Annotated in this window: 21 protein-coding genes; 18 read left to right on the top strand and 3 right to left on the bottom strand. The window is 69.0% G+C overall.

Annotated features, from left to right (window positions below):
* The first annotated feature begins 150 nt into the window (after positions 1-150).
* The 4 genes from mutS to JJB11_RS18830 all read left to right on the top strand — a co-directional run bounded on the left by mutS (position 151) and on the right by JJB11_RS18830 (position 5,240).
* Positions 151-2,748 (top strand): DNA mismatch repair protein MutS, encoded by a 2,598-nt coding sequence (gene mutS / locus JJB11_RS18845; RefSeq protein WP_242529023.1) that lies wholly within the window; start codon positions 151-153, stop codon positions 2,746-2,748.
* Positions 2,745-3,575: a proteasome-type protease gene (locus JJB11_RS18840; protein ID WP_201174963.1), complete on the top strand. Its 831-nt coding sequence runs from the start codon at positions 2,745-2,747 to the stop codon at positions 3,573-3,575. The genes mutS and JJB11_RS18840 overlap by 4 nt, the downstream gene beginning before the upstream one ends.
* 36 nt (positions 3,576-3,611) lie before the next feature.
* The gene (locus JJB11_RS18835) at positions 3,612-4,409 is read left to right on the top strand and encodes an alpha/beta hydrolase (protein WP_201174962.1); all 798 of its coding nucleotides are present in this window, start codon (positions 3,612-3,614) and stop codon (positions 4,407-4,409) included.
* 72 nt (positions 4,410-4,481) lie between these two features.
* Positions 4,482-5,240 (top strand): alpha/beta hydrolase family protein, encoded by a 759-nt coding sequence (locus tag JJB11_RS18830; RefSeq protein WP_201174961.1) that lies wholly within the window; start codon positions 4,482-4,484, stop codon positions 5,238-5,240.
* 6 nt (positions 5,241-5,246) lie between these two features.
* Here the strand turns inward: JJB11_RS18830 and JJB11_RS18825 are convergent, their stop codons facing one another.
* Positions 5,247-6,071, bottom strand: a complete 825-nt coding sequence (locus JJB11_RS18825) for an undecaprenyl-diphosphate phosphatase (RefSeq protein WP_201174960.1) — start codon at positions 6,069-6,071, stop codon at positions 5,247-5,249.
* Between the two features lie 169 nt (positions 6,072-6,240).
* Between JJB11_RS18825 and JJB11_RS18820 the strand changes: the two genes are divergently transcribed.
* From JJB11_RS18820 to JJB11_RS18780, 9 genes are all read left to right on the top strand, one after another.
* Positions 6,241-6,390, top strand: coding sequence for a hypothetical protein (locus tag JJB11_RS18820; protein ID WP_201174959.1), 150 nt, complete (start codon positions 6,241-6,243; stop codon positions 6,388-6,390).
* A 299-nt stretch (positions 6,391-6,689) separates the two neighbouring features.
* Positions 6,690-7,100 carry a DUF2306 domain-containing protein gene (locus JJB11_RS18815; protein WP_201174958.1) on the top strand — a complete coding sequence of 137 codons (411 nt, stop codon included), beginning with the start codon at positions 6,690-6,692 and terminating at the stop codon, positions 7,098-7,100.
* A gap of 25 nt (positions 7,101-7,125) precedes the next feature.
* Positions 7,126-7,674 (top strand): DUF6622 family protein, encoded by a 549-nt coding sequence (locus JJB11_RS18810; RefSeq protein ID WP_201174956.1) that lies wholly within the window; start codon positions 7,126-7,128, stop codon positions 7,672-7,674.
* Positions 7,671-7,994: a 2TM domain-containing protein gene (locus tag JJB11_RS18805; protein ID WP_201964944.1), complete on the top strand. Its 324-nt coding sequence runs from the start codon at positions 7,671-7,673 to the stop codon at positions 7,992-7,994. The genes JJB11_RS18810 and JJB11_RS18805 overlap by 4 nt, the downstream gene beginning before the upstream one ends.
* On the top strand, positions 7,994-9,019 hold the full coding sequence (locus JJB11_RS18800) for an alpha/beta hydrolase family protein (RefSeq protein WP_201174955.1): 1,026 nt from the start codon (positions 7,994-7,996) through the stop codon (positions 9,017-9,019). The genes JJB11_RS18805 and JJB11_RS18800 overlap by 1 nt, the downstream gene beginning before the upstream one ends.
* Before the next feature lie 11 nt (positions 9,020-9,030).
* Positions 9,031-9,327 (top strand): 2TM domain-containing protein, encoded by a 297-nt coding sequence (locus tag JJB11_RS18795; protein WP_201174953.1) that lies wholly within the window; start codon positions 9,031-9,033, stop codon positions 9,325-9,327.
* Entirely contained in the window at positions 9,327-10,361 is a 1,035-nt protein-coding gene (locus tag JJB11_RS18790; RefSeq protein WP_340643163.1) for a sensor histidine kinase, read from the top strand. Before JJB11_RS18795 ends, JJB11_RS18790 begins: the two co-directional genes overlap by 1 nt.
* Positions 10,358-11,155: a LytR/AlgR family response regulator transcription factor gene (locus tag JJB11_RS18785; protein ID WP_201174951.1), complete on the top strand. Its 798-nt coding sequence runs from the start codon at positions 10,358-10,360 to the stop codon at positions 11,153-11,155. The genes JJB11_RS18790 and JJB11_RS18785 overlap by 4 nt, the downstream gene beginning before the upstream one ends.
* A gap of 477 nt (positions 11,156-11,632) precedes the next feature.
* A complete protein-coding gene (locus JJB11_RS18780) occupies positions 11,633-11,887 on the top strand; it encodes a hypothetical protein (protein ID WP_201174946.1) in 255 nt (84 codons plus the stop codon).
* Between the two features lie 154 nt (positions 11,888-12,041).
* On the opposite strand, the gene JJB11_RS18775 is transcribed toward JJB11_RS18780, so the two are convergent.
* The gene (locus JJB11_RS18775) at positions 12,042-12,347 is read right to left on the bottom strand and encodes a hypothetical protein (protein WP_201174943.1); all 306 of its coding nucleotides are present in this window, start codon (positions 12,345-12,347) and stop codon (positions 12,042-12,044) included.
* Between the two features lie 204 nt (positions 12,348-12,551).
* Between JJB11_RS18775 and JJB11_RS18770 the strand changes: the two genes are divergently transcribed.
* From JJB11_RS18770 to JJB11_RS18750, 5 genes are all read left to right on the top strand, one after another.
* Positions 12,552-14,345, top strand: coding sequence for a glutamine--tRNA ligase/YqeY domain fusion protein (locus JJB11_RS18770; RefSeq protein WP_201174941.1), 1,794 nt, complete (start codon positions 12,552-12,554; stop codon positions 14,343-14,345).
* A 181-nt stretch (positions 14,346-14,526) separates the two neighbouring features.
* The gene (gene trhA / locus JJB11_RS18765; RefSeq protein WP_201174939.1) at positions 14,527-15,165 is read left to right on the top strand and encodes a PAQR family membrane homeostasis protein TrhA; all 639 of its coding nucleotides are present in this window, start codon (positions 14,527-14,529) and stop codon (positions 15,163-15,165) included.
* Between the two features lie 83 nt (positions 15,166-15,248).
* Positions 15,249-15,869 carry a DUF938 domain-containing protein gene (locus JJB11_RS18760; protein ID WP_201174932.1) on the top strand — a complete coding sequence of 207 codons (621 nt, stop codon included), beginning with the start codon at positions 15,249-15,251 and terminating at the stop codon, positions 15,867-15,869.
* A 72-nt stretch (positions 15,870-15,941) separates the two neighbouring features.
* Positions 15,942-16,529 (top strand): nucleotidyltransferase domain-containing protein, encoded by a 588-nt coding sequence (locus JJB11_RS18755; protein ID WP_201964942.1) that lies wholly within the window; start codon positions 15,942-15,944, stop codon positions 16,527-16,529.
* Positions 16,530-16,840: 311 nt separating this feature from the next.
* Positions 16,841-16,984: a hypothetical protein gene (locus JJB11_RS18750; protein ID WP_201174928.1), complete on the top strand. Its 144-nt coding sequence runs from the start codon at positions 16,841-16,843 to the stop codon at positions 16,982-16,984.
* A gap of 113 nt (positions 16,985-17,097) precedes the next feature.
* On the opposite strand, the gene JJB11_RS18745 is transcribed toward JJB11_RS18750, so the two are convergent.
* Entirely contained in the window at positions 17,098-18,921 is a 1,824-nt protein-coding gene (locus JJB11_RS18745; protein WP_201174926.1) for an AMP-dependent synthetase/ligase, read from the bottom strand.
* Positions 18,922-18,984 lie beyond the last annotated feature (63 nt).

The raw sequence follows: 18,984 nt of genomic DNA, 5'->3' as shown, positions 1-18,984 counted from the left end.
GGCAGGACGACGGAGTCGCCGAACGAGGGAGGCACGGACTGCTGTTGTTCTTATCGGGGGAGCGATTGTGCCGCACGCAACTGCACGATTTCCGCATTTGCTTATGCATCGCGAAGGCGCCGGTCGCGCGCCTACGATAATCCCCGCAGCATGAGTGCCGATCCCGCCGCCGCCGACCTGAGCAAGCACACGCCGATGATGGCCCAGTACCTGGGCGTCAAGAAGGAGTACCCCGGCACGCTCGTCTTCTACCGCATGGGCGACTTCTACGAGCTGTTCTACGAGGACGCCGAGAAGGCGGCGCGCCTGCTGGACATCACGCTCACCCGCCGCGGCATGTCCGCCGGTGAGCCGGTGGTGATGGCGGGTGTGCCCTTCCACTCCATGGAAAATTACCTCGCGCGCCTGATCAAGTGCGGCGAGTCGGTGGCCATCTGCGAACAGGTGGGCGAAGTCGGCGCGAGCAAGGGCCCGGTGGAACGCAAGGTGCTGCGCGTCGTCACGCCCGGCACGCTGACGGACACGGAGCTGCTGAACGACAAGGCCGAAGCGGTGCTGCTGGCCCTGCACCAGGGGCCCAAGCACCGCGTCGGCCTGGCCTGGCTGAGCGTCACGCAGGGCGCGCTGCAGCTCGCCGAGTGCGATGCCGACGACCTGGCCGACTGGGTGGCGCGGGTCGCGCCCAGCGAGATCCTGCACAGCGCCGACGTGAGCCCCGGGTTCGCCCAGCGCCTGCAAGCCCTGCGCGCCTCGGTGCCGGTCACCGAGCGGCCGGGCTTCCAGTTCGACAGCGGCCTGGGCCAGCGCAAGCTGCAGGAGCAGTTGCACGCTGCGAGCCTGTCCGCCTGGGGCGCGGACGACCTGCCTTGCGCGCATGCGGCGGCCTCCGCCCTGCTCGCGTACGCGGAACACACGCAGGGCCGCGCGCTGTCGCACGTGCAGCAACTGCAGGTCGTGCGCGACGGCGAGCGCATCGAGCTGCCGCCGGCCACGCGGCGCAACCTCGAACTGGTGCAGACGCTGCGCGGCGAGGACAGCCCCACGGTCTTCTCGCTGCTGGACACCTGCATGACGGGCATGGGCAGCCGCCTGCTCAAGTCCTGGTTGCTGGAGCCCTTGCGCGACCGCCGCGTGGCGCAGCAACGGCTGGACGCGATCACCGGCCTGCGCGAGCAGCTGTGGCAGAAGCTGCGCGGCGACCTCAAGGGCGTCAGCGACGTCGAGCGCATCACCGCGCGCATCGCGCTGCGCCAGGTGCGCCCGCGCGAGCTGGTGGGACTGCGCTGGGCGCTCGCGCAGTCGGAGCAGCTCGCCCGGTCGCTGCAAGGCCTGCCCGGACTGCTGTCCGAAGTGTTCGCCGACCTGCAGCCGCCCTCCGGCTGCGCGCAGCGGCTGGCCGCCACCTTGCGCGAGGACCCCGCGGCGCTGGTGCGCGACGGCGGCGTGATCGCCACGGGCCACGACGGCGACCTCGACGAGCTGCGCGCGATCCAGGACAACTGCGACGGCTTCCTGCTGGAGCTGGAGACGCGCGAGCGCGCCCGCAGCGGCATCGCCAACCTGCGCGTGCAATACAACAAGGTGCACGGCTTCTACATCGAAGTCTCGCAAGGCCAGCTGGACAAGGTGCCGGACGACTATCGCCGCCGCCAGACGCTGAAGAACGCCGAGCGCTTCATCACGCCGGAGCTCAAGGCCTTCGAGGACAAGGCGCTGTCCGCGCAGGAGCGGGCGCTGGCGCGCGAGAAGTGGCTGTACGAACAGCTGCTCGACGCCTTGCAGGAGCACGTGCCGTGCCTCACCCGGCTGGCGCGCGCGCTGGCCACGCTGGACGTGCTGTGCGCCCTGGCGGAACGCTCGCTCACGCTGAACTGGTGCCGGCCGCAGTTCATGAAGGAGCCCGGGATCGAGATCACGCAGGGCCGCCACCCAGTGGTGGAAGCGCGCCTGGCGGAGACCACCGGCGGCGCCTTCATCCCCAACGACACGCGCCTGGGCCCGAAGCAGCGCATGCAGGTGATCACCGGCCCCAACATGGGCGGCAAGTCCACCTACATGCGGCAGGTGGCGCTGATCTGCCTGCTGGGCGCGATGGGCTCGTACGTGCCCGCGCAGGCGTGCCGGCTCGGGCCGCTGGATGCGATCCACACGCGCATCGGCGCGGCGGACGATCTCGCGAACGCGCAATCGACCTTCATGCTGGAGATGACCGAGGCGGCGCAGATCCTGCACGGCGCCACGGCGCAGAGCCTCGTGCTGATGGACGAGATCGGCCGCGGCACTTCCACCTTCGACGGCCTGGCTCTTGCTTCCGGCATTGCCGCGCACCTGCACGACAAGACCCAGGCCTTCACCTTGTTCGCCACGCACTACTTCGAGCTGACCGAGTTCCCGGCGAAGCACCACTGCGCCGTGAACGTGCACGTGGGCGCGACCGAGTCCGGCGCGGACATCGTGTTCCTGCACGAGATCCAGCCGGGGCCGGCCAGCCGCAGCTACGGCATCCAGGTCGCGAAGCTTGCGGGCATGCCGACGGGGGTCGTCAACCACGCCCGCCATGCACTCGCCGCGCTGGAGAAGCACCAGGAGCAAAGCCGCGAGCAGGTAGACTTGTTCGCACCGCCGCCGGCCGCCGAAGCGGCGGCGCCGACCCAGCTGGAAGCCACGCTCGCTGCGCTGGACCCCGACGCGCTCACCCCGCGCGACGCGCTCGACGCCCTGTACACACTGAAGAAGCTCCTCCCATGACCTACTGCGTCGGCATCAAGCTCAATGCAGGACTGGTGTTCCTGTCCGACTCGCGCACCAACGCGGGCGTGGACAACATCAGCACCTTCCGCAAGATGATCGTGTACGAGCGGCCGGGCGACCGCTTCATGGTGCTGCTGTCCGCCGGCAACCTGAGCATCGCGCAGTCGGTGCGCGAACTCCTGCAGGTCGAACAGTTGAAGGAGACCGACACGGGCGAGCCGGTCACGATCTGGAACGCCTCCAGCATGTTCGACGCCTGCCGCGTCCTGGGCCAGACCGTGCGCCACGTGTACGACCGCGATGCCAGGTCGCTGCAACAGGCAGGCGTGGAGTTCAACGTCAACCTGATCTTCGGCGGCCAGATCCGCGGCGAGGGCATGCGCCTGTTCCAGGTCTATTCGGCCGGCAACTTCATCGAGGCGACGGCGGAGACGCCCTACTTCCAGGTGGGCGAGTACAAGTACGGCAAGCCGGTGCTGGACCGCGTACTGACGCCCGAGACCGACCTCGACGAGGCTGCCAAGTGCGCGCTGGTGTCCATGGACTCCACCATGAAGTCCAACCTGTCCGTCGGCCCGCCGCTGGACCTGGTCGTGTACGAGGCGAACCGCTTCCAGACCGACAAGGTGGTGTGCATCGACATGCAGAACCCCTACTTCCGGATGCTGCACACCGGCTGGGGCCAGAAGCTGCGCGAGGTGTTCGACAGCCTCGACGACCCGGTCTGGGACGAGTCGCACACCGACACGCCGCTGCGCACCGACCCTGCCGGGCGCAGCAAGCCGCTGAAGAAGATCACGCGGCCGGAAGAGAAATTGATCTGATGCGGCATTCCGCGCCGCCGGGATGACGGCCACCGCATGGCCCTGATCGTCTTCTCGCACGCGAACAGTTTTGCGGCCAGCACCTACGGCGTGCTGTTCCGGCAGCTGCGTGCGCGCGGCTTCACCGTGAAGGCGCCGGACAGGTTCGGGCACGACCCGGCCTACCCGGTCAGCAACAACTGGCCGGGACTGATCCAGCAACTGCACGACTTCGCCGCCCGCGAGGTGGACAAGGCGGGCGAACCCGCGTTCCTGGTCGGACACTCGCTGGGCGGCTTCCTCAGCATCCTCTGCGCCGCACGCCACCCCCAGCTCGCGCGCGGCGTGCTGCTGCTCGACTCACCCCTGATCGGCGGCTGGAAGTCGCACGCGGTGCGCGCGGCCAAGCGCACGCAGCTGGTGGGATCCATTTCGCCGGGCGCGGTGAGCCGCAAGCGCAGGAACCGCTGGCCCTCGCAGGAGGCGGCGCTGGAGCACTTCCGGCACAAGAAGGCCTTCGCGCGCTGGGACCCGCAGGTGCTCGCCGACTACGTGGCCTACGGCACGCACGACGAAGACGGCCAGCGCGTCCTCAGCTTCGACCGCGAGGTCGAAACGCGCATCTACAACACGCTGCCGGACAACATGGCCGCGATGCTGAAGCGCCATCCCCTGCGCTGCCCCGTGGCCTTCATCGGCGGACTGCAGTCCGAGGAGATCGGGCAGGTCGGGATGGCAATGACCGCGAAGGTCACCGCCGGCCGGATCACGATGATGGATGGCAGCCACCTGTTCCCGATGGAAAAGCCCACGGCCACCGCCGCGGCCATCGAGGCCGCTTTGCTGGCGCTCTGACGGCCCCCGGTCCTACGTGCCCCTACTCACGCACGGCAAGCGGGAGCCCGCGCGAGGGCGCAGCATCGACGCATGTCCTCACCCCAAGCGCTCGCCTTCCAGGCGCCCTCCCTCGCCTTGCTCGCTGCCGAGCCCCTGCGTGCCCTCTTTGAACTCTGTGCCGGCAAGGTTGCCGCACCATCCACCGTCGAAGGCGACGGCCATCCCGTCATCGTCTATCCCGGCCTCGGCGCGGGCCCCCTCACCACCGCGCAACTGCGCTCCTACCTGCGTAGCTGCAACCTCGACGTCCATGACTGGGAGTTCGGCGTCAACACGGGCCCCAACGGCGCGCTGCACGAGTGGCTGGACGCGCTGGTGGCGCCAGTGCGCGCGCTGCATGCCCGCGAGGGCCGGCGCGTGAGCCTCGTGGGCTGGAGCCTCGGTGGCATCTACGCCCGCGAGATCGCCAAGCGCTGTCCCGAGGCCGTGCGCCAGGTGATCACGATGGGCACGCCACACCGGTCCATCCAGGGCGCCAACCATGCGGAAACGATCCTGCGCTGGATGGGCGGCGACACCTCGCAGCTCACGCCCGAGTTGACGGCACGCCTGGCCGAGCGCCCGCCCGTGCCGATCAGCTCGATCTACAGCAAGTCCGACGGCTTCGTGAGCTGGCGCGGTTGCCTGGAGACCGCGGCGCCGGACGTGGAGAACATCGCCGTCGATGCCAGCCACCTCGGCATGCCGACGCATTCGGAGGTGCTGCGCATCGTGGGCGACCGGCTCGCGCAAGCCGAAGGCCGGTGGCGGCCCTACCGCCGCCCGCGCGCGCGCCCCGCGGCCGGCTGAGCCGCCCTACTCGCGCCAGTCCACCAGGCCCGTGAAGGCCGTGGCCAGCACGACGAGCCCGAACACGATCCGGTACCACGCGAACGGTTTGAAGTCGTGGCTGGAGATGTAGCGCAGCAACCAGCGCACGCACAGCCACGCACTCAGGAACGAAAAGACGAAGCCGACCGCGAACAGCGGCACGTCGCCCGCACCCAGCGAAGCGCGCTCCTTGTAGAGGCTGTACACCCCCGCGCCGATCAGCGTCGGGATGGCCAGGTAGAACGAAAACTCGGTGGCGGCCTTGCGCGACAGGCCCAGCAGCATGCCGCCGATGATGGTCGCGCCGCTGCGGCTGGTGCCGGGCACCAGGGCCAGGCATTGCACGAGTCCGACCTTGAGCGCATCGGTCCAGCGCATCTCGTCCACCGAGTTGATGCGCACCGGCGGGTGGCGCCGGCCCTCCGCCCACAGGATCACGAAGCCGCCGAGGATGAAGGTCGTCGCCACCACCCAGGGCGTGAAGAGGTGCTCCTTGATCACCTTGCCGAACAGCAGGCCCAGCACGACGGCGGGAAAGAAGGCGACCAGCACGTTGATGGCGAAGCGCTGCGCCTGCCGGTCGGTCGGCAGCGAGACGATCGTGCTGCGGATCTTCTGCCAATACACCAGGATCACGGCCAGGATGGCGCCGGTCTGGATGGCGATGTCGAACACCTTGGCCTTGTCGTCGTCGAAGTGCAGCAAGGCCCCCGTCAGGATGAGGTGACCCGTGCTGGAGACGGGAAGAAACTCCGTCAACCCCTCCACGATGCCCATGATCGTCGCCTTGACCAGCAACACAGCGTCCACGCAAGCTCCTGCAGCAAAAGGCGCGATTATCGTCGGGCTTGCCTGACGGCCGGCCGCGGCGTTCTGGCTCAGCCGCAGATTCGTCCGACAAGCCATGTCGGAAACAGCCAGTCACCGCCGCGCAGGGAACCTACAGGACGGTGTGGGAGCGCGGGCGACATTAACGTCCATGAAAATCCTCAACCTGCTCCACGTAGTCGTCGCCCAGGCCTTCTACCGCTGGGCCATGGCCGAGATCAGTCCCATGCACCCGGACGTGCCGAAGATCATGGTCCGCCAGCATCAGCTGGCCGAGAAGTACCGGCGGATCTGGGCGTAAAGGATTCACTCTGAAAAGTCGCGGGCGACTTTTCAGAGTGGCTTGATCAGTGGCGTGAGGACCGGCCAAGCCGGACCCTGAGCCAAGAGGGACCGCGCTGCATGTTATTCCGCGCGGTCCGGGTGCCGCGGTGCGGAGGTTGATCCGGCTCCGCTTCTCGCGCTGACCGTCCTGAGGGGCGGTTTTTCACGTCTGGCGGCGCGCATTTCGCGCCGCGTTTCCTGCGTTTCGTCGCACTCCGCTCGCCTGGCAGCGGGTGCATCGGCACAGTCGCCTCCGTCGATCCCACGGAGAGCGCCATGCAGATGTCCCCCGTCATTGCCATTCACATGACCGCCGCCATCGCGGCGGTCGTCACCGGGCCGGTCGCCCTGTGGGCACGCCGTGCCCCAGCTGTCCACCCCCGCCTGCACCGCGCCTTCGGCTATGCCTGGGTGACGCTGATGATCGCCACGGCGGTCTCGGCCTTCTTCATCCGCGACCGCAAGCTGCCGAACATCGACGGCTTCACGCCCATCCACCTGCTGATCCCGATCACGCTGGGCGTCCTGGCTTTCGCCTTCTGGAAGCTGGGCCGGCGCGATTTCGCCGGACACCGGCGCGCGATGCTGAGCCTGTATGTCCTCGCCTGCATCGTCACCGGCTTCTTCACGCTGCTGCCGCAGCGCTACCTGGGCCAGCTGCTGTGGACGCAGCTGGGCCTGATCTGAACCGTTCCACCTCAGGAGTCCCGCCATGCTGATCCAGCTCGTCACCCAACACCCCGAAGCCCTGGGGACGATCGTGCGCAACACACCCAAGTGGGTCTGGGGCCTGCTGGCCTTCCTGCTCGCACTGGGCATCAGCCAGTTGCGCGACCGCACGGTCGGCGTGGCGCGCGCGTCCATCATGCCGGTGGCGATGACCGCCCTCTCCCTGTGGGGCATGCTGGCCGCCTTCGGCAGCTCGCCGCTGCTCGCGTCAGCGCTCGGCGTCTGGATCGTGTGCGCGGGCCTCGTCTACGCAGCCGTTGCCACGCTGCGGACGAAGGCGAGCTACGACCCAGCCTCCCGCACCTATGCGCTGCCGGGCAGCGTCGTCCCGCTCGCCCTGGTGCTCGGCATCTTCCTCGTGAAGTACTTCGTCGGCGTGGAGCTGGCGATGGCCCCCGCCTTGACGCGCGACACCCAGTACGCGCTGACTGTCGCCGCCATCTACGGCGCCCTCACCGGGATGTTCATCGGCCGCGCGTCCCTCCTGTGGCGCCTGTCGCTGCGCCCTCAAACCGCCGCGGTGGCCGCATGAACGCCCGCGCCAGCCTCGCCTTCCAGGAGCACACCATGCACGACCCCAGCGGGCAACTCGAACGGCGTGCGCGCCGCCGTGCCGGCATGAAACTGGGCTGGTACATCCACGCAGCCGTCTACGTCCTGGTGAACTGCTTCCTGGCCATGGTCTCCGCTGCGAGCGGCGGCCACTGGGCCGTGTTTCCGGCGCTGGGCTGGGGCCTGGGCCTGGCGATCCACGGCGTCGTCGTCTTCATCGCCGCAGGTGGCGGCGGCCTGCAGGACCGCCTCGTCGAACGCGAGCGCCGCAAGTTGCGCGCGAGCGAGGAGCCGTGGTGATGCGCCGCCTCCTCACCACCGTCGCCACCCTGCTGGCGCTGGCCATCGGCACCGCGCACGCGGACGTCGGGCTGCTGGAGCTCCCCGCGCAGGGCGAGGACGGGCCGATCCAAGTCTTTTATCCGACCGCGCAGCATGCCGCGCCCGTGCAGCGCGGCCCCTTCGAGCTGCAGATCGCCGAGGGCGCAGCCCCGCGGCGTGGCAACGGTCGCCTGGTGGTGATCTCGCATGGCTCCGGCGGCAATGCCTGGGTGCATTCGGACTTCGCGAAGCGGCTGGCCGAAGCGGGCTTCGTCGTCGCCCTCCCGCTGCACCGGGGCGACAACTTCCGCGACATGTCCGAGGTCGGCCCCGCAAGCTGGAAGCGGCGGCCGCTCGAGATCTCGCGCGCCATCGATGCGGTGGCGGCCGATGCCCGCCTGGCGCCCCTGCTCTCGCTGGACCGCGTGGGAATGTACGGCATGTCCGCCGGTGGCCATACGGCGCTGACGCTCGCGGGCGGACGCTGGTCGCCGGCCCGGATGCGCCAGCATTGCGAGGAGCACCTCGCCGACGATTTCCAGAGCTGCGTGGGCCTCGCCCTGGAACTCAAGGACGATGGCTTCGACGGGCTGCGCAAGGCCGTGGCCCTGCGCGTGATCCGCTGGAAGCTGGACGATGCCTCTTCGTACGGCCACACCGACCCGCGGATCGCCGCCATCGTGGCCGAAGTGCCCTACGCCATCGACTTCGACCCGGCCTCGCTCGCGCACCCCGCGGTGCCACTGGGACTGGTGCGCGCCGGCCGCGACGCCTGGCTGCCGCACGCGTACCACGTCGACAGCGTATTGCGCGCGTGCCAGGGCTGCACGCTGGTGGCCGACCTGCCCACCGCCGGCCACGGTTCGCTGATGTCGCCGCAGCCCCCGGGCCTTTCCGGCACCGCGGCGAAGCTCTTGCGCGACCCGCCAGGTTTCGACCGCGCCCTGGTGCCGCAGGCGCAGGGTCGCGCCATCGCGTTCATGCAGCAGCACCTGCTCCCCTAGAATCATCCGCGATGCCCGCACCGCTCAGCCCCGAAGAGATCGAACACCTCGCCCGCCGCCGCGCCGGCGCGAAGATGGGCTGGTACATCCACGCGAGCGTGTACTTGCTGGTGAATCTCGCCCTGTTCGCCATGTCCGACTTCGGCTTCGGCCACCGCCATTGGCAGCGCTTCCCGCTGTTCGGCTGGGGCATCGGCCTGGCCCTGCATGGCATCTCGGTGTTCATGCTGGGCAAGGGCAGCGCGTTCCGCGAGCGCCTGGTCGAACGCGAGCGCGAGCGGCTGCGGCGCGAGCAGGAACGCCGGTGATCCGCATCGACCCCATCTCCAAGCTGCAGCACCTGCTGCAGACGCTCGCCTTCTGCATGGTGATCGCGACGCTGCAGGTCGCCTTCGAGCCGGACAAGCCCTACGGGGTGCCCACCGTGTATTCGCTGTTCATCGGCACGATGATCTGGGCGATCGTCGACCTGGGGCGGCACCTGCTGCCCTCGGCGCGCGAGACCGGCTGGCCCACCGGCTTCGCCGGCGTGGCGCTGGTGGCCGTCGGCATCGGCGGCGGCTGGTGGCTCGGCAACCGGCTCGGTGACGGCGTCTGCCTCGCCTTCGGCCTGTACCACGGGCCGCCGGTGGACCCGGCGAAGGACTTGCGCAACTCGGTGCTGATCACGTTGATGTCCGGCATCGCGGGAAGCTACTGGTTCTACAGCCGCAACAGGAGCGCCTACCTCGAACGCAAGATGGGCGAAGCGCGCCAGCACGCGGGCGAGGCGCGGCTGAAGCTGCTGGAGACGCAGCTGGAGCCGCACATGCTGTTCAACACGCTCGCCAACCTGCGCGTGCTGATCGGCATCGACCCGCCGCGCGCGCAGCACATGCTCGATCACATGATCGCGTACCTGCGCGCGACGCTCGACGCGTCGCGCGCCACGACGCATCCGCTGCAGCGGGAGTTCGACCGGCTGCGCGACTATCTGGAGCTGATGGCGATCCGCATGGGCGAGCGGCTCTCGTACACGCTGGAACTGCCGCCCGAACTCGCCGGCGTGCGGGTGCCGACGCTGCTGCTGCAGCCGCTGGTGGAGAACAGCATCCAGCACGGGCTGGAGCCCAAGGTGCAAGGCGGCCGCATCACGGTGCGCGCAGCGCGCGAAGGCGAGCTGCTGGTGCTCACGGTGGACGACACCGGCGTGGGCGACGCACGCGCGCCCGCCGGCGGCAACGGCTTCGGCCTGGCCCAGATCCGCGAGCGCCTGCAGGCGCTGCATGGCGAGCGCGCGCGCCTGGACTTCCACGCCGATGCCGGCGGCGCGCACGCGCGCATCACGCTGCCCCTCGCATGAACGCCCCGACCGCCGTCATCGCCGAAGACGAACCGCTGCTGGCGCAGGCCCTGCGCGCGGAACTGGCGCGCGCCTGGCCCGAGCTGCGCGTGGCAGCGACGGTCGGTGACGGCGCCGCCGCCGTGCAGACGGCGCTGGAGCATCGTCCCGACGTCCTCTTCTTCGATATCCGCATGCCGGGCCAAGGCGGCCTCGAGGCCGCGGCGGAACTCGCCGATGCCTGGCCGGCCGACGCGCCCTTCCCTGCGCTCGTCTTCGTCACCGCCTACGACCAGTACGCCGTGCAGGCCTTCGAGGCGCAGGCGGTCGACTATGTGCTGAAGCCCGTGCAGGCCGGTCGCTTGCAGAAGACGGTGGACAAGCTGCGCCAGGTGCTGGCGCAGCGCGCAGCGCACGGCGGCGCCGGGCTCGAAGCCACGCTGGGCCAGCTGCGCCACCTGCTGCAAGGCGCCCCCGCCGCGGCGCAGCCGCAGCTCAAGGTGATCCAGGCGAGCGTGGGCACCACGATCCGCATGGTGCCCATCGAGGACGTCGTGTACTTCGAGGCCGCGGACAAGTATGTGCGCGTGGTCTGCGCTGACGGCGAGGTCCTGATCCGCACGCCGCTGAAGGAGCTGCTGCCGCAACTGGACCCGCAGCTGTTCTGGCAGGTGCACCGCGGCACCGTCGTCCGAGCGACCGCCGTGGAGAGCGTGCAGCGGGACGAAGCGGGCAAGCTGCACCTGGCCTTGCGCGGACGCAAAGAGCGGCTGCCGGTGAGCCGGCTCTACACGCATTTGTTCAAAGCCATGTGAGGCGCGGCCGTCCGGGCCCGATCCCGGCCCGTGCATTTGTCTCGAATGCAGCGGCGCTTGGCAGCTGCCGCGCATCCGGCCCGGAACTAAGGGGTTTATCTGGCAATTCCCGTGGGCCCTGTCCTACAAGTCATCACGCGTTGGGCGCTTCTACTTGAAGCCATCGAATTGCACGAAAGGCGCCTGTCCACCGACAACCGACAAGCGCGTTTCGTCTCCCGGTCACCCCGACTCCTCTGAGTCCCCTCCTCCTCCGGGGTGAGCTGGTCCGGCCCTCCGTCCCGCGACTGGCATTGTTACCCCCAGGCCTCAAACCTGGGGGTTCTTTTTTGCGCACAGCTGCGCCGCCCGACCTTCCTTTTGCGGCCTTTGGACTACGGCTAGGTCGAACCGGTCCGACGGGTACAGCCGCGCAGGACCGTCATGTAAAGCGTTGCACCGGTCTTACTCTGAAAGCTACTCAGAGGAACACCAGCAATGAAGGACGGAAAACCCAACGACCCGGCCGAGCCCGAGCGACGGCGCCAGGCTTCGGCGGGACGCCGGGGCGGCGGCCCGAAGAAGCAGAGAGGCTTCGTCGAGCGCGCCACGGCGAGCGGACACAGCGGCCACGGCTCCGAAAGCGTGCGACCGCATCTGCGCGACCAGCTGCGGCTGAAGTCGCTGCTGCCCCATCCATTCCCGACGGCGGATGCCGAATCGGCCGGCGGCAAGGACGAAGCGCCGCGCTAGCGGGGCGGCAGCAGGAGAACGGTTAGAGAACGCGGGACGGCGCGTAGCAGCCGCAAGCAAGGGGTCCGGGCAAAAAGAAGGCCCCGGCTTGCGGCGCGGGGCCGAATCGCTTGGAGATCCTGAGTTGTTTCAGGCGACAACTCGACGCCATGTCTCAATGCCAGTGGCGGTGGCCGTGGCGCCAGCCGCGGTGGTAGCCCGGGCCATAGTAGACCGACACCGCGGGCGGCGCCGCGTAGACCGGCTGTGCCTGCACGTAGACGGGCTGAGGCTGCACGTACACGGCTTGCGGCTGCACGTAGACGGGTTGCGGCTGCACGTACACCGGAGCCGGCGGGGCGAACAGCGGCAGGCCGACGCCCACCGACAGGTTGACGTGGGCCTGGGCCGCGGTGCCGACGGCTGCGAGGGCAACGACGCCGGCTGCGGCGAGGATGCGGGGAGAGAACTTCAGTTGCATACGAGTGTCCTGTTGTGTACTGCACGGGGTGAACGCGACCCGTACGTCGATTTAACGCGGAGGTCTGCTTCACACTGCCGTCTGCCGCGTCAAATCCGTTGCCGGACGTAAACGCCGACACCATCCGTCGCCGACAAGCGCGATTCCTTCACGCTCTTGCGCGCTGAGGTGCTCCGGGGCCACCCATGGGAAAATCCCTGAGATATGGCTTCCCCGACCGACAAAGACCCGGCCCCCAAGCCCGCCAATTTCCTGCGCGGCATCATCGAACGCGACCTCGAGCAAGGCACCTACCAGGGGCGCCACTGGAACGGTGCCCCCGGGGACGCCGCCTTCCAGAAGCAGGGACCGCTGGACCCGGCGAAGATCCGCACGCGCTTCCCGCCCGAGCCCAACGGCTACCTGCACGTGGGGCACGCCAAGAGCATCTGCCTGAACTTCGGCCTGGCACGCGACTACGGCGGCATCTGCCACCTGCGCTTCGACGACACCAACCCGGAAAAGGAAGAGCAGGAGTACGTCGACGGCATCAAGGACGCCGTGCACTGGCTGGGCTACGGCTGGGACGCGAACGGCAAGAGCCACCTGTACCAGGCCAGCGACTACTTCGACTTCATGTACCGGGCGGCCGAGTACCTGATCGAGGCGGGGCTCGCCTACGTCGACGAGCAGAGCCCGGAGGAGATGCGCGTGAACCGCGGCGACTTCAGCAAGCCCGGCGTCGACAGCCCCTACCGCAGCCGCAGCATCGAGGAGAACCTGCGACGTTTCCGCGACATGCGGGACGGCAAGCTCGCCGACGGCGCCGCCGTGCTGCGCGCGAAGATCGACATGGCCAGCCCGAACATCAACCTGCGCGACCCGGCCCTGTATCGCATCAAGCACGCGGAGCACCACAACACCGGCGACCGCTGGTGCATCTACCCGATGTACACCTTCGCGCACCCGATCGAGGACGCGCTGGAGAACATCACGCACAGCCTCTGCACGCTGGAGTTCGAGGACCAGCGGCCCTTCTACGACTGGCTGCTGGATCGCCTGAGCGAAGGCGGATTGATCAACACGCCGCATCCGCGCCAGTACGAATTCGCGCGGCTGAACCTCACGTACGTGGTGACCAGCAAGCGCAAGCTGAAGGCATTGGTGGACCAGCACCACGTGAGCGGCTGGGACGACCCGCGCATGCCCACCATCGTGGGCCTGCGCCGCCGCGGCTACACGCCGGAAAGCCTGCAGCTGTTCGCCGAACGCATCGGCGTGAGCAAGGCGGACAGCTGGATCGACTACAGCATCCTGGAAGGCGCGCTGCGCGACGACCTCGACCCGAAGGCCGCCCGCGCGATGGCGGTGCTGGACCCGGTGAAGATGGTCGTCACCAACTGGGACGAGCTGATGGGCGCCGGCCACCTGGAGCCGTGTTCGGCGCCCGTGCATCCGCATGATCCGGCGCGCGGGCGCCGCGAGTTCATGTTCGGACGCGAGCTGTGGGTCGAGCGCACCGACTACGAAGAGACGCCGCCCAAGGGCTTCTTCCGCCTGTTCCCGGGGAACAAGGTGCGGATGAAGTACGGCTATGTGATCGAGTGCGTGGGCGCGACCAAGGATGCGAACGGTGTCGTCACCGAGATCCAGGCGAAGCTCGTGCCCGACACCAAGAGCGGCACGCCCGGCGCGGATGCCGTGAAGGTGAAGGGCAACATCACCTGGGTCGGCGTGGCCGATGGCGTGAAGGCGGAAGTGCGGCTGTACGACCGCCTGTTCAGCGTGCCGCAGCCCGGGGCTGGCGACAAGGACTTCGTCGAGGAGCTGAATCCGGATTCGCTGAAGGTGGTGACGGCGTACGTGGAGCCGTCACTCGCGAAGGCGCATGGGGATGAGAAGTTCCAGTTCGAGAGGCATGGGTACTTCGTGGCGGATCGGAAGGATCACGATGCCGGCGGGCGAAAGCCGGTCTTCAACAGAGTGACCGGGCTGAAGGATAGTTGGGGGGCGAAGTAGAACGCAGCCCCAGGGCTGCTGAACGAAGTCCCTCGCCTTTGGGCGAACGCCTCGCCCACGACCCGCCGGAGAAGAGAGCCTGATCCAGGTCAAGGTCCTGCGTAGCCGCCTCCGGCATTGCTGCGCAATAGATCCTACGGGCGTCAGGAAGCCATAACATCCGGCATCGACGATCCCCACGATGTCCCGCGAACAAACCCTCGGCGAGGAAATCGCCAATGCGCTGAGCCACGGCCTCGGCTTCCTGCTGGCCGTGGCCTCGCTGCCGATTCTGGTCCACCACGCGGCGCGGCACGGCGGCGCGGCCAATGTCGTGGGGGCGAGCCTGTTCGCCGGCACCGCGATCGTGCTGTACCTGGTGTCGACGCTCTATCACGCCCTGCCGGCCGGCACGGCCAAGCGCCTGTTCAACCGCTTCGACCACGCATCCATCTACCTCTTCATCGCCGGCAGCTACATGCCCTTCCTGTTCGGCGTGCTGCGCGGGACGTGGGGCTGGATCTTGTTCGGCGCGGTCTGGAGCGTGGCGGCGTTCGGCATCGCCGCGAAGTTGCTCGATCGCCTGAAGCATCCGCTCTGGTCCACCGGCCTGTACGTCGCGATGGGATGGGCCGCGCTGATCGCCGCTGCGCCGCTGGTGCAGCGCATGTCGCCGACGGGCCTGACGTGGCTGGTGGCCGGCGGGCTGTCGTACACCGTCGGGGCGGTGGTGTTCCTGCTGGACTCGCGGCTGCGCTATGCGCACTTCGTCTGGCACCTGTTCGTGCTGGGCGGCAGCACGTGTCACTTCTTCGCGGTGCTCTGGCAGGCTGCGGCCTGATCGCCGCCGGTGCCGAGGCTGGCGCGTTGCCGCCGCCGCATGGCTCGAGCACACGTTGGCCCCAGGCGGTCTACGATGCGCGCGTGAACCCTCTCCCCTACAGCGCCCCTGCCGACCGCAACAAGCAGCCGATCCTCGACGTGCTGCGCACGGTGCTGCCTGCGCACGGCTCGGCGCTCGAGATCGCCTCCGGCACCGGGCAGCACGTCACCTGGTTCGCCGCGGCGCTGCCGCAGTGGACCTGGCAACCGACCGACGCGGACGCTGCGCTGTTCCCCGCGATCGCTGAACGCATCGCGCAGGAGGCACTGCCCAACGTGCGGCCGCCAGTGCTGCTCGACGTCACGGCGCCGCGCTGGCCCTCGGACGGCCCGGAGTTCGCGCAGCGCTTCGACGCGATCTTCTGCGCCAACATGCTGCACATCGCGCCCTGGCCCTGCTGCGCCGGCCTGATGCAAGGCGCGGCGCGCTACCTCGCCCCGCAGGGGCTGCTGGTGACCTACGGGCCGTATCTCGAGGACGAAGTCGTCACGGCGCCAGGCAATCTCTCCTTTGACGCGAGCCTCAAGGCGCGCGACCCCGCGTGGGGACTGCGCCGGCGCGAGCATGTCGAGGCGGAGGCCAAGCGCGTCGGGCTCGTGCTGCGCCAGCGGCATGCGATGCCCGCGAACAACCTGCTGCTGGTCTTCACGCGCCAGGGGTAGCGAGTAATACCCAAATCGGGTACGATCGTTCCCACAATGGGTACAAACAAAACGTCGCCGCCCGGCGTCACCATGGCTGACGCCCTCTTCCCGCGGGTGCGCCAGCGTGTGCTCGCCATCCTGTACGGCAACCCGGACCGGAGCTTCTTCGCCCGCGAAATCATGGCGCTGGCGCAGTCCGGCGCCGGTGCCGTGCAGCGAGAGCTGGCCGACCTGGCTGCTGCTGGCCTGCTGAAGGTCAGCAGCCAGGGCAACCAGAAGCACTACCAGGCCAACGCGGCTGCGCCGGTGTACGCGGAGCTGCGCGGGCTGGTGCTCAAGACCTTCGGGCTGGCCGACGTCCTGCGCGACGCACTGGCGCCGCTCGCCCCGAAGATCGACTTGGCATTCATCTTCGGCTCCGTGGCGAAGGGGGAAGACACGGCAGGCAGCGACATCGACGTGATGATCGTCAGCGACTCGCTCGGCTACGCCGACGTCTTCGGTGCGCTGGAGCCCGCAGCCATCACGCTCGGCCGCCCGGTCAATCCCACCGTGTACACGAACGCACAACTCACGAAGCGAACGAGACAGGACAATGCATTCGTCCAGCGTGTGCTCGCGCAGCCGAAGATCTGGCTGATCGGTCAGGAGGAGAGCCTGCATGCCGACTCCGCTTGAAAACCTGTCCGGCCCCGGCAAGCCGCTGCGGCCCGAGCCACCGGACGACATGAAACGCAAGGTCTTCTTCGCACGGGTCTTGCCCGCCTGCACGACGCGGGCAACAAGAAGCTCGCACTCGAAAGCCGCTTCGACCTCGCGTACAACGCAGCGCACGCACTGAGTCTCGCAGCGCTGCGTGTGGCGGGTTATCGCTCTTCGAATCGCTACATCGTCTTCCAGGGCACCAGCGAACGCAATCCGTGTGCCAGCGCTGCGGGGGCACTCCGCTTTGCGGCTACAGTGACGCACCTAGACGAGAGGAGCAACGCATGCCCAAAGGCGAACAGCGCAGCAACAAGATGGCCAAGAAGCCGAAGAAGGACACGTCGCCTCCCAAGGAGACGCATTCCGACCGGCCGATGCCGCCCAGCACCACCATCCTGCCCACGAAGGGCAAGCCGAAGAAGCCCTGAGCACGACCGGGGCGCCGGTTGACACGGGGCGAGCTTCGAGGAGGCCCGCCAAGTACTTCCAACGCTACGACCAGATGTCGGCCGACCCCGCGCGCAAATGAGCCGCTGCCGGCTCAACGCCGGTAGAGGCCCTCGACCAGATCGCCGTAGCGCGCGACCAGGTTGTTGCGCTTCAGCTTCAGCGTCGGAGTGATCAGCCCGTTCTCCACGGTCCACGGCTCCCGCACCAGCGCGACGGCGCGCGGCTGCGCGTAGTACGGCAAGCCCCGCGTCAATTCCCGCATGCGATCGAGCACGGCGTGCACGGCCTCGGGCGCGCGCAGCGACCCGGAGTCGGCGGGGTCGAGTCCGAGCGTGCGCGCGAGGCGCTCCCAGGGCTCGCGCCCCAGCACCACGACGGCCGCGATGAAGGGACGGTTGTCGCCGAAGGTCCAGGCCTGCTCGAACAGCGGGTCGGCCAGCAGCGCCATCTCCACGTCCACCGGCGCGATCTTCTCGCCGGTGCTGGTGACGATGATCTCCTTCACGCGGCCGAGGATGCGCACGCGCCCGGCCTCGATGGCGGCCTGGTCGCCGGTGTGCAGCCAGCCGCCTTCCAGCGCGCGGGCGGTGTCTTCGGGGCGCTTCCAGTAGCCGCGCATCACGTTGGGGCCGCGCACCAGCAGTTCCTGGTTGGCACCGATCTTCACCTCCACGCCGGGCAGCACGCGGCCCACGGTGGCTGGATCGTTGTCGTCCGGCGTGTTGGCCGCGACCACGGGCGAGCTCTCGGTCATGCCGTAGCCCTGCACGATGGGCAGGCCGAGCCCGAGGAAGGTGTGCGCGATCGGCTGCGACAGCGCCGCGCCCCCGCTCACCGCCACGCGCAGGCGGCCGCCGAAATTGGCGAGCAGCGGCTGCGCCACCAGGCGCGAGAGCAGCGGCCACGCGAGGGCGTCGAGCGCGGACGAGTCGCCCTGCTCCACCGGCAGCTTCTGTGCGCGGGCGAAGCGGCGCCAGCCGACCGCCTGCGCCCACTGGAACAGGCGGTGCCGCAACGGCGACGGCTCCAGCGCAGCCTGCACCTTCGCGTAGACGCGCTCGTAGATGCGCGGCACCGACACGAGGATGGTGGGCCGCACCGCCTTCAGGTCCTGCGGCAAGTGCGACGCGGATCGCGCGAACGCCACGCAGGCGCCGCACGCGATGGGCAGGTAATAGCCGCAGGTGCGCTCGAAGGTGTGGGACAGCGGCAGGAACGAGAGGAAGACGTCGTCGCTGCGCGGCTGCAGGTGCTGCAGGATCGCCTTCACGTTCGCCAGCACGTTGGCGTGCGTGAGCATCACCCCTTTCGGCTTGCCGGTGGTGCCGGAGGTGTAGACGAGCGCGGCCAGGTCCTCTTCGTCGGGTACGGCGGCCAGTTGCGCGTCCAGCGGCAGCGATGCGCCGCGCGCCAGTGCGACGTCGAGCGCCAGCAGCGGCGTGCCGTCGTCAGCCGCCGGCCCGCACTCGCGCAGCACCACATGGCGCAGCGTCGCCGGCACCGCAGCGGCGGCGGCGATCGCCTGCCACTGCGCGCGCGTGTCGGCCACCAGCACCGCGGCTTCGCTGTCGGCGAGGATGTAGGCGATGCTCCCCGGGTTGTCGAGCGCGTGCATGGGCAGCGGCACGCAGCCGAGCGCCAGCGCCGCCTGGTCGACGCAGACGGCATCGAGTCCGTTGGGCAGCAGCACCGCGACGCGCTCGCCCTTGGAGACCCCTAGTGCCTGCAGCGCCCGCGCGAACTGCTGCACGCGCGCCTCGACCTCCCGCCAGCTCACGGTCACCCAGGCCTGACGCGCTTCGTCGTAGCTGCGATACGCGTCGCCCTCAGGGGTTTGCGCCACGCGCCAGCGCAGCACCGCCGCCAGGGTGCGCACAGCGGCGAGATCGGCAGGAGCGGCGGGGGCATGGGTCATGGACAAGGCGGTCTGCTTCGGTGCAAGCTGCGATTGTCCCGCGCGTGCCGCTGCTTTCTGGCA

Origin of the sequence: Ramlibacter ginsenosidimutans (genome assembly GCF_016654015.1) — a bacterium.
Taxonomy (GTDB): Bacteria; Pseudomonadota; Gammaproteobacteria; order Burkholderiales; family Burkholderiaceae_C; genus Ramlibacter; species Ramlibacter ginsenosidimutans.
This window is presented reverse-complemented; position numbering and strand designations above follow the sequence as displayed.

What these genes read in the sequence shown, in the direction of transcription:
- mutS (WP_242529023.1), top strand. Translation starts at nt 151, where the DNA reads ATGAGTGCCGATCCCGCCGCCGCCGACCTGAGCAAGCACACGCCGATG.
- JJB11_RS18840 (WP_201174963.1), top strand. Translation starts at nt 2,745, where the DNA reads ATGACCTACTGCGTCGGCATCAAGCTCAATGCAGGACTGGTGTTCCTG.
- JJB11_RS18835 (WP_201174962.1), top strand. Translation starts at nt 3,612, where the DNA reads ATGGCCCTGATCGTCTTCTCGCACGCGAACAGTTTTGCGGCCAGCACC.
- JJB11_RS18830 (WP_201174961.1), top strand. Translation starts at nt 4,482, where the DNA reads ATGTCCTCACCCCAAGCGCTCGCCTTCCAGGCGCCCTCCCTCGCCTTG.
- JJB11_RS18820 (WP_201174959.1), top strand. Translation starts at nt 6,241, where the DNA reads ATGAAAATCCTCAACCTGCTCCACGTAGTCGTCGCCCAGGCCTTCTAC.
- JJB11_RS18815 (WP_201174958.1), top strand. Translation starts at nt 6,690, where the DNA reads ATGCAGATGTCCCCCGTCATTGCCATTCACATGACCGCCGCCATCGCG.
- JJB11_RS18810 (WP_201174956.1), top strand. Translation starts at nt 7,126, where the DNA reads ATGCTGATCCAGCTCGTCACCCAACACCCCGAAGCCCTGGGGACGATC.
- JJB11_RS18805 (WP_201964944.1), top strand. Translation starts at nt 7,671, where the DNA reads ATGAACGCCCGCGCCAGCCTCGCCTTCCAGGAGCACACCATGCACGAC.
- JJB11_RS18800 (WP_201174955.1), top strand. Translation starts at nt 7,994, where the DNA reads ATGCGCCGCCTCCTCACCACCGTCGCCACCCTGCTGGCGCTGGCCATC.
- JJB11_RS18795 (WP_201174953.1), top strand. Translation starts at nt 9,031, where the DNA reads ATGCCCGCACCGCTCAGCCCCGAAGAGATCGAACACCTCGCCCGCCGC.
- JJB11_RS18785 (WP_201174951.1), top strand. Translation starts at nt 10,358, where the DNA reads ATGAACGCCCCGACCGCCGTCATCGCCGAAGACGAACCGCTGCTGGCG.
- JJB11_RS18780 (WP_201174946.1), top strand. Translation starts at nt 11,633, where the DNA reads ATGAAGGACGGAAAACCCAACGACCCGGCCGAGCCCGAGCGACGGCGC.
- JJB11_RS18775 (WP_201174943.1), bottom strand. Translation starts at nt 12,347, where the DNA reads ATGCAACTGAAGTTCTCTCCCCGCATCCTCGCCGCAGCCGGCGTCGTT.
- JJB11_RS18770 (WP_201174941.1), top strand. Translation starts at nt 12,552, where the DNA reads ATGGCTTCCCCGACCGACAAAGACCCGGCCCCCAAGCCCGCCAATTTC.
- trhA (WP_201174939.1), top strand. Translation starts at nt 14,527, where the DNA reads ATGTCCCGCGAACAAACCCTCGGCGAGGAAATCGCCAATGCGCTGAGC.
- JJB11_RS18755 (WP_201964942.1), top strand. Translation starts at nt 15,942, where the DNA reads ATGGCTGACGCCCTCTTCCCGCGGGTGCGCCAGCGTGTGCTCGCCATC.
- JJB11_RS18750 (WP_201174928.1), top strand. Translation starts at nt 16,841, where the DNA reads ATGCCCAAAGGCGAACAGCGCAGCAACAAGATGGCCAAGAAGCCGAAG.
- JJB11_RS18745 (WP_201174926.1), bottom strand. Translation starts at nt 18,921, where the DNA reads ATGACCCATGCCCCCGCCGCTCCTGCCGATCTCGCCGCTGTGCGCACC.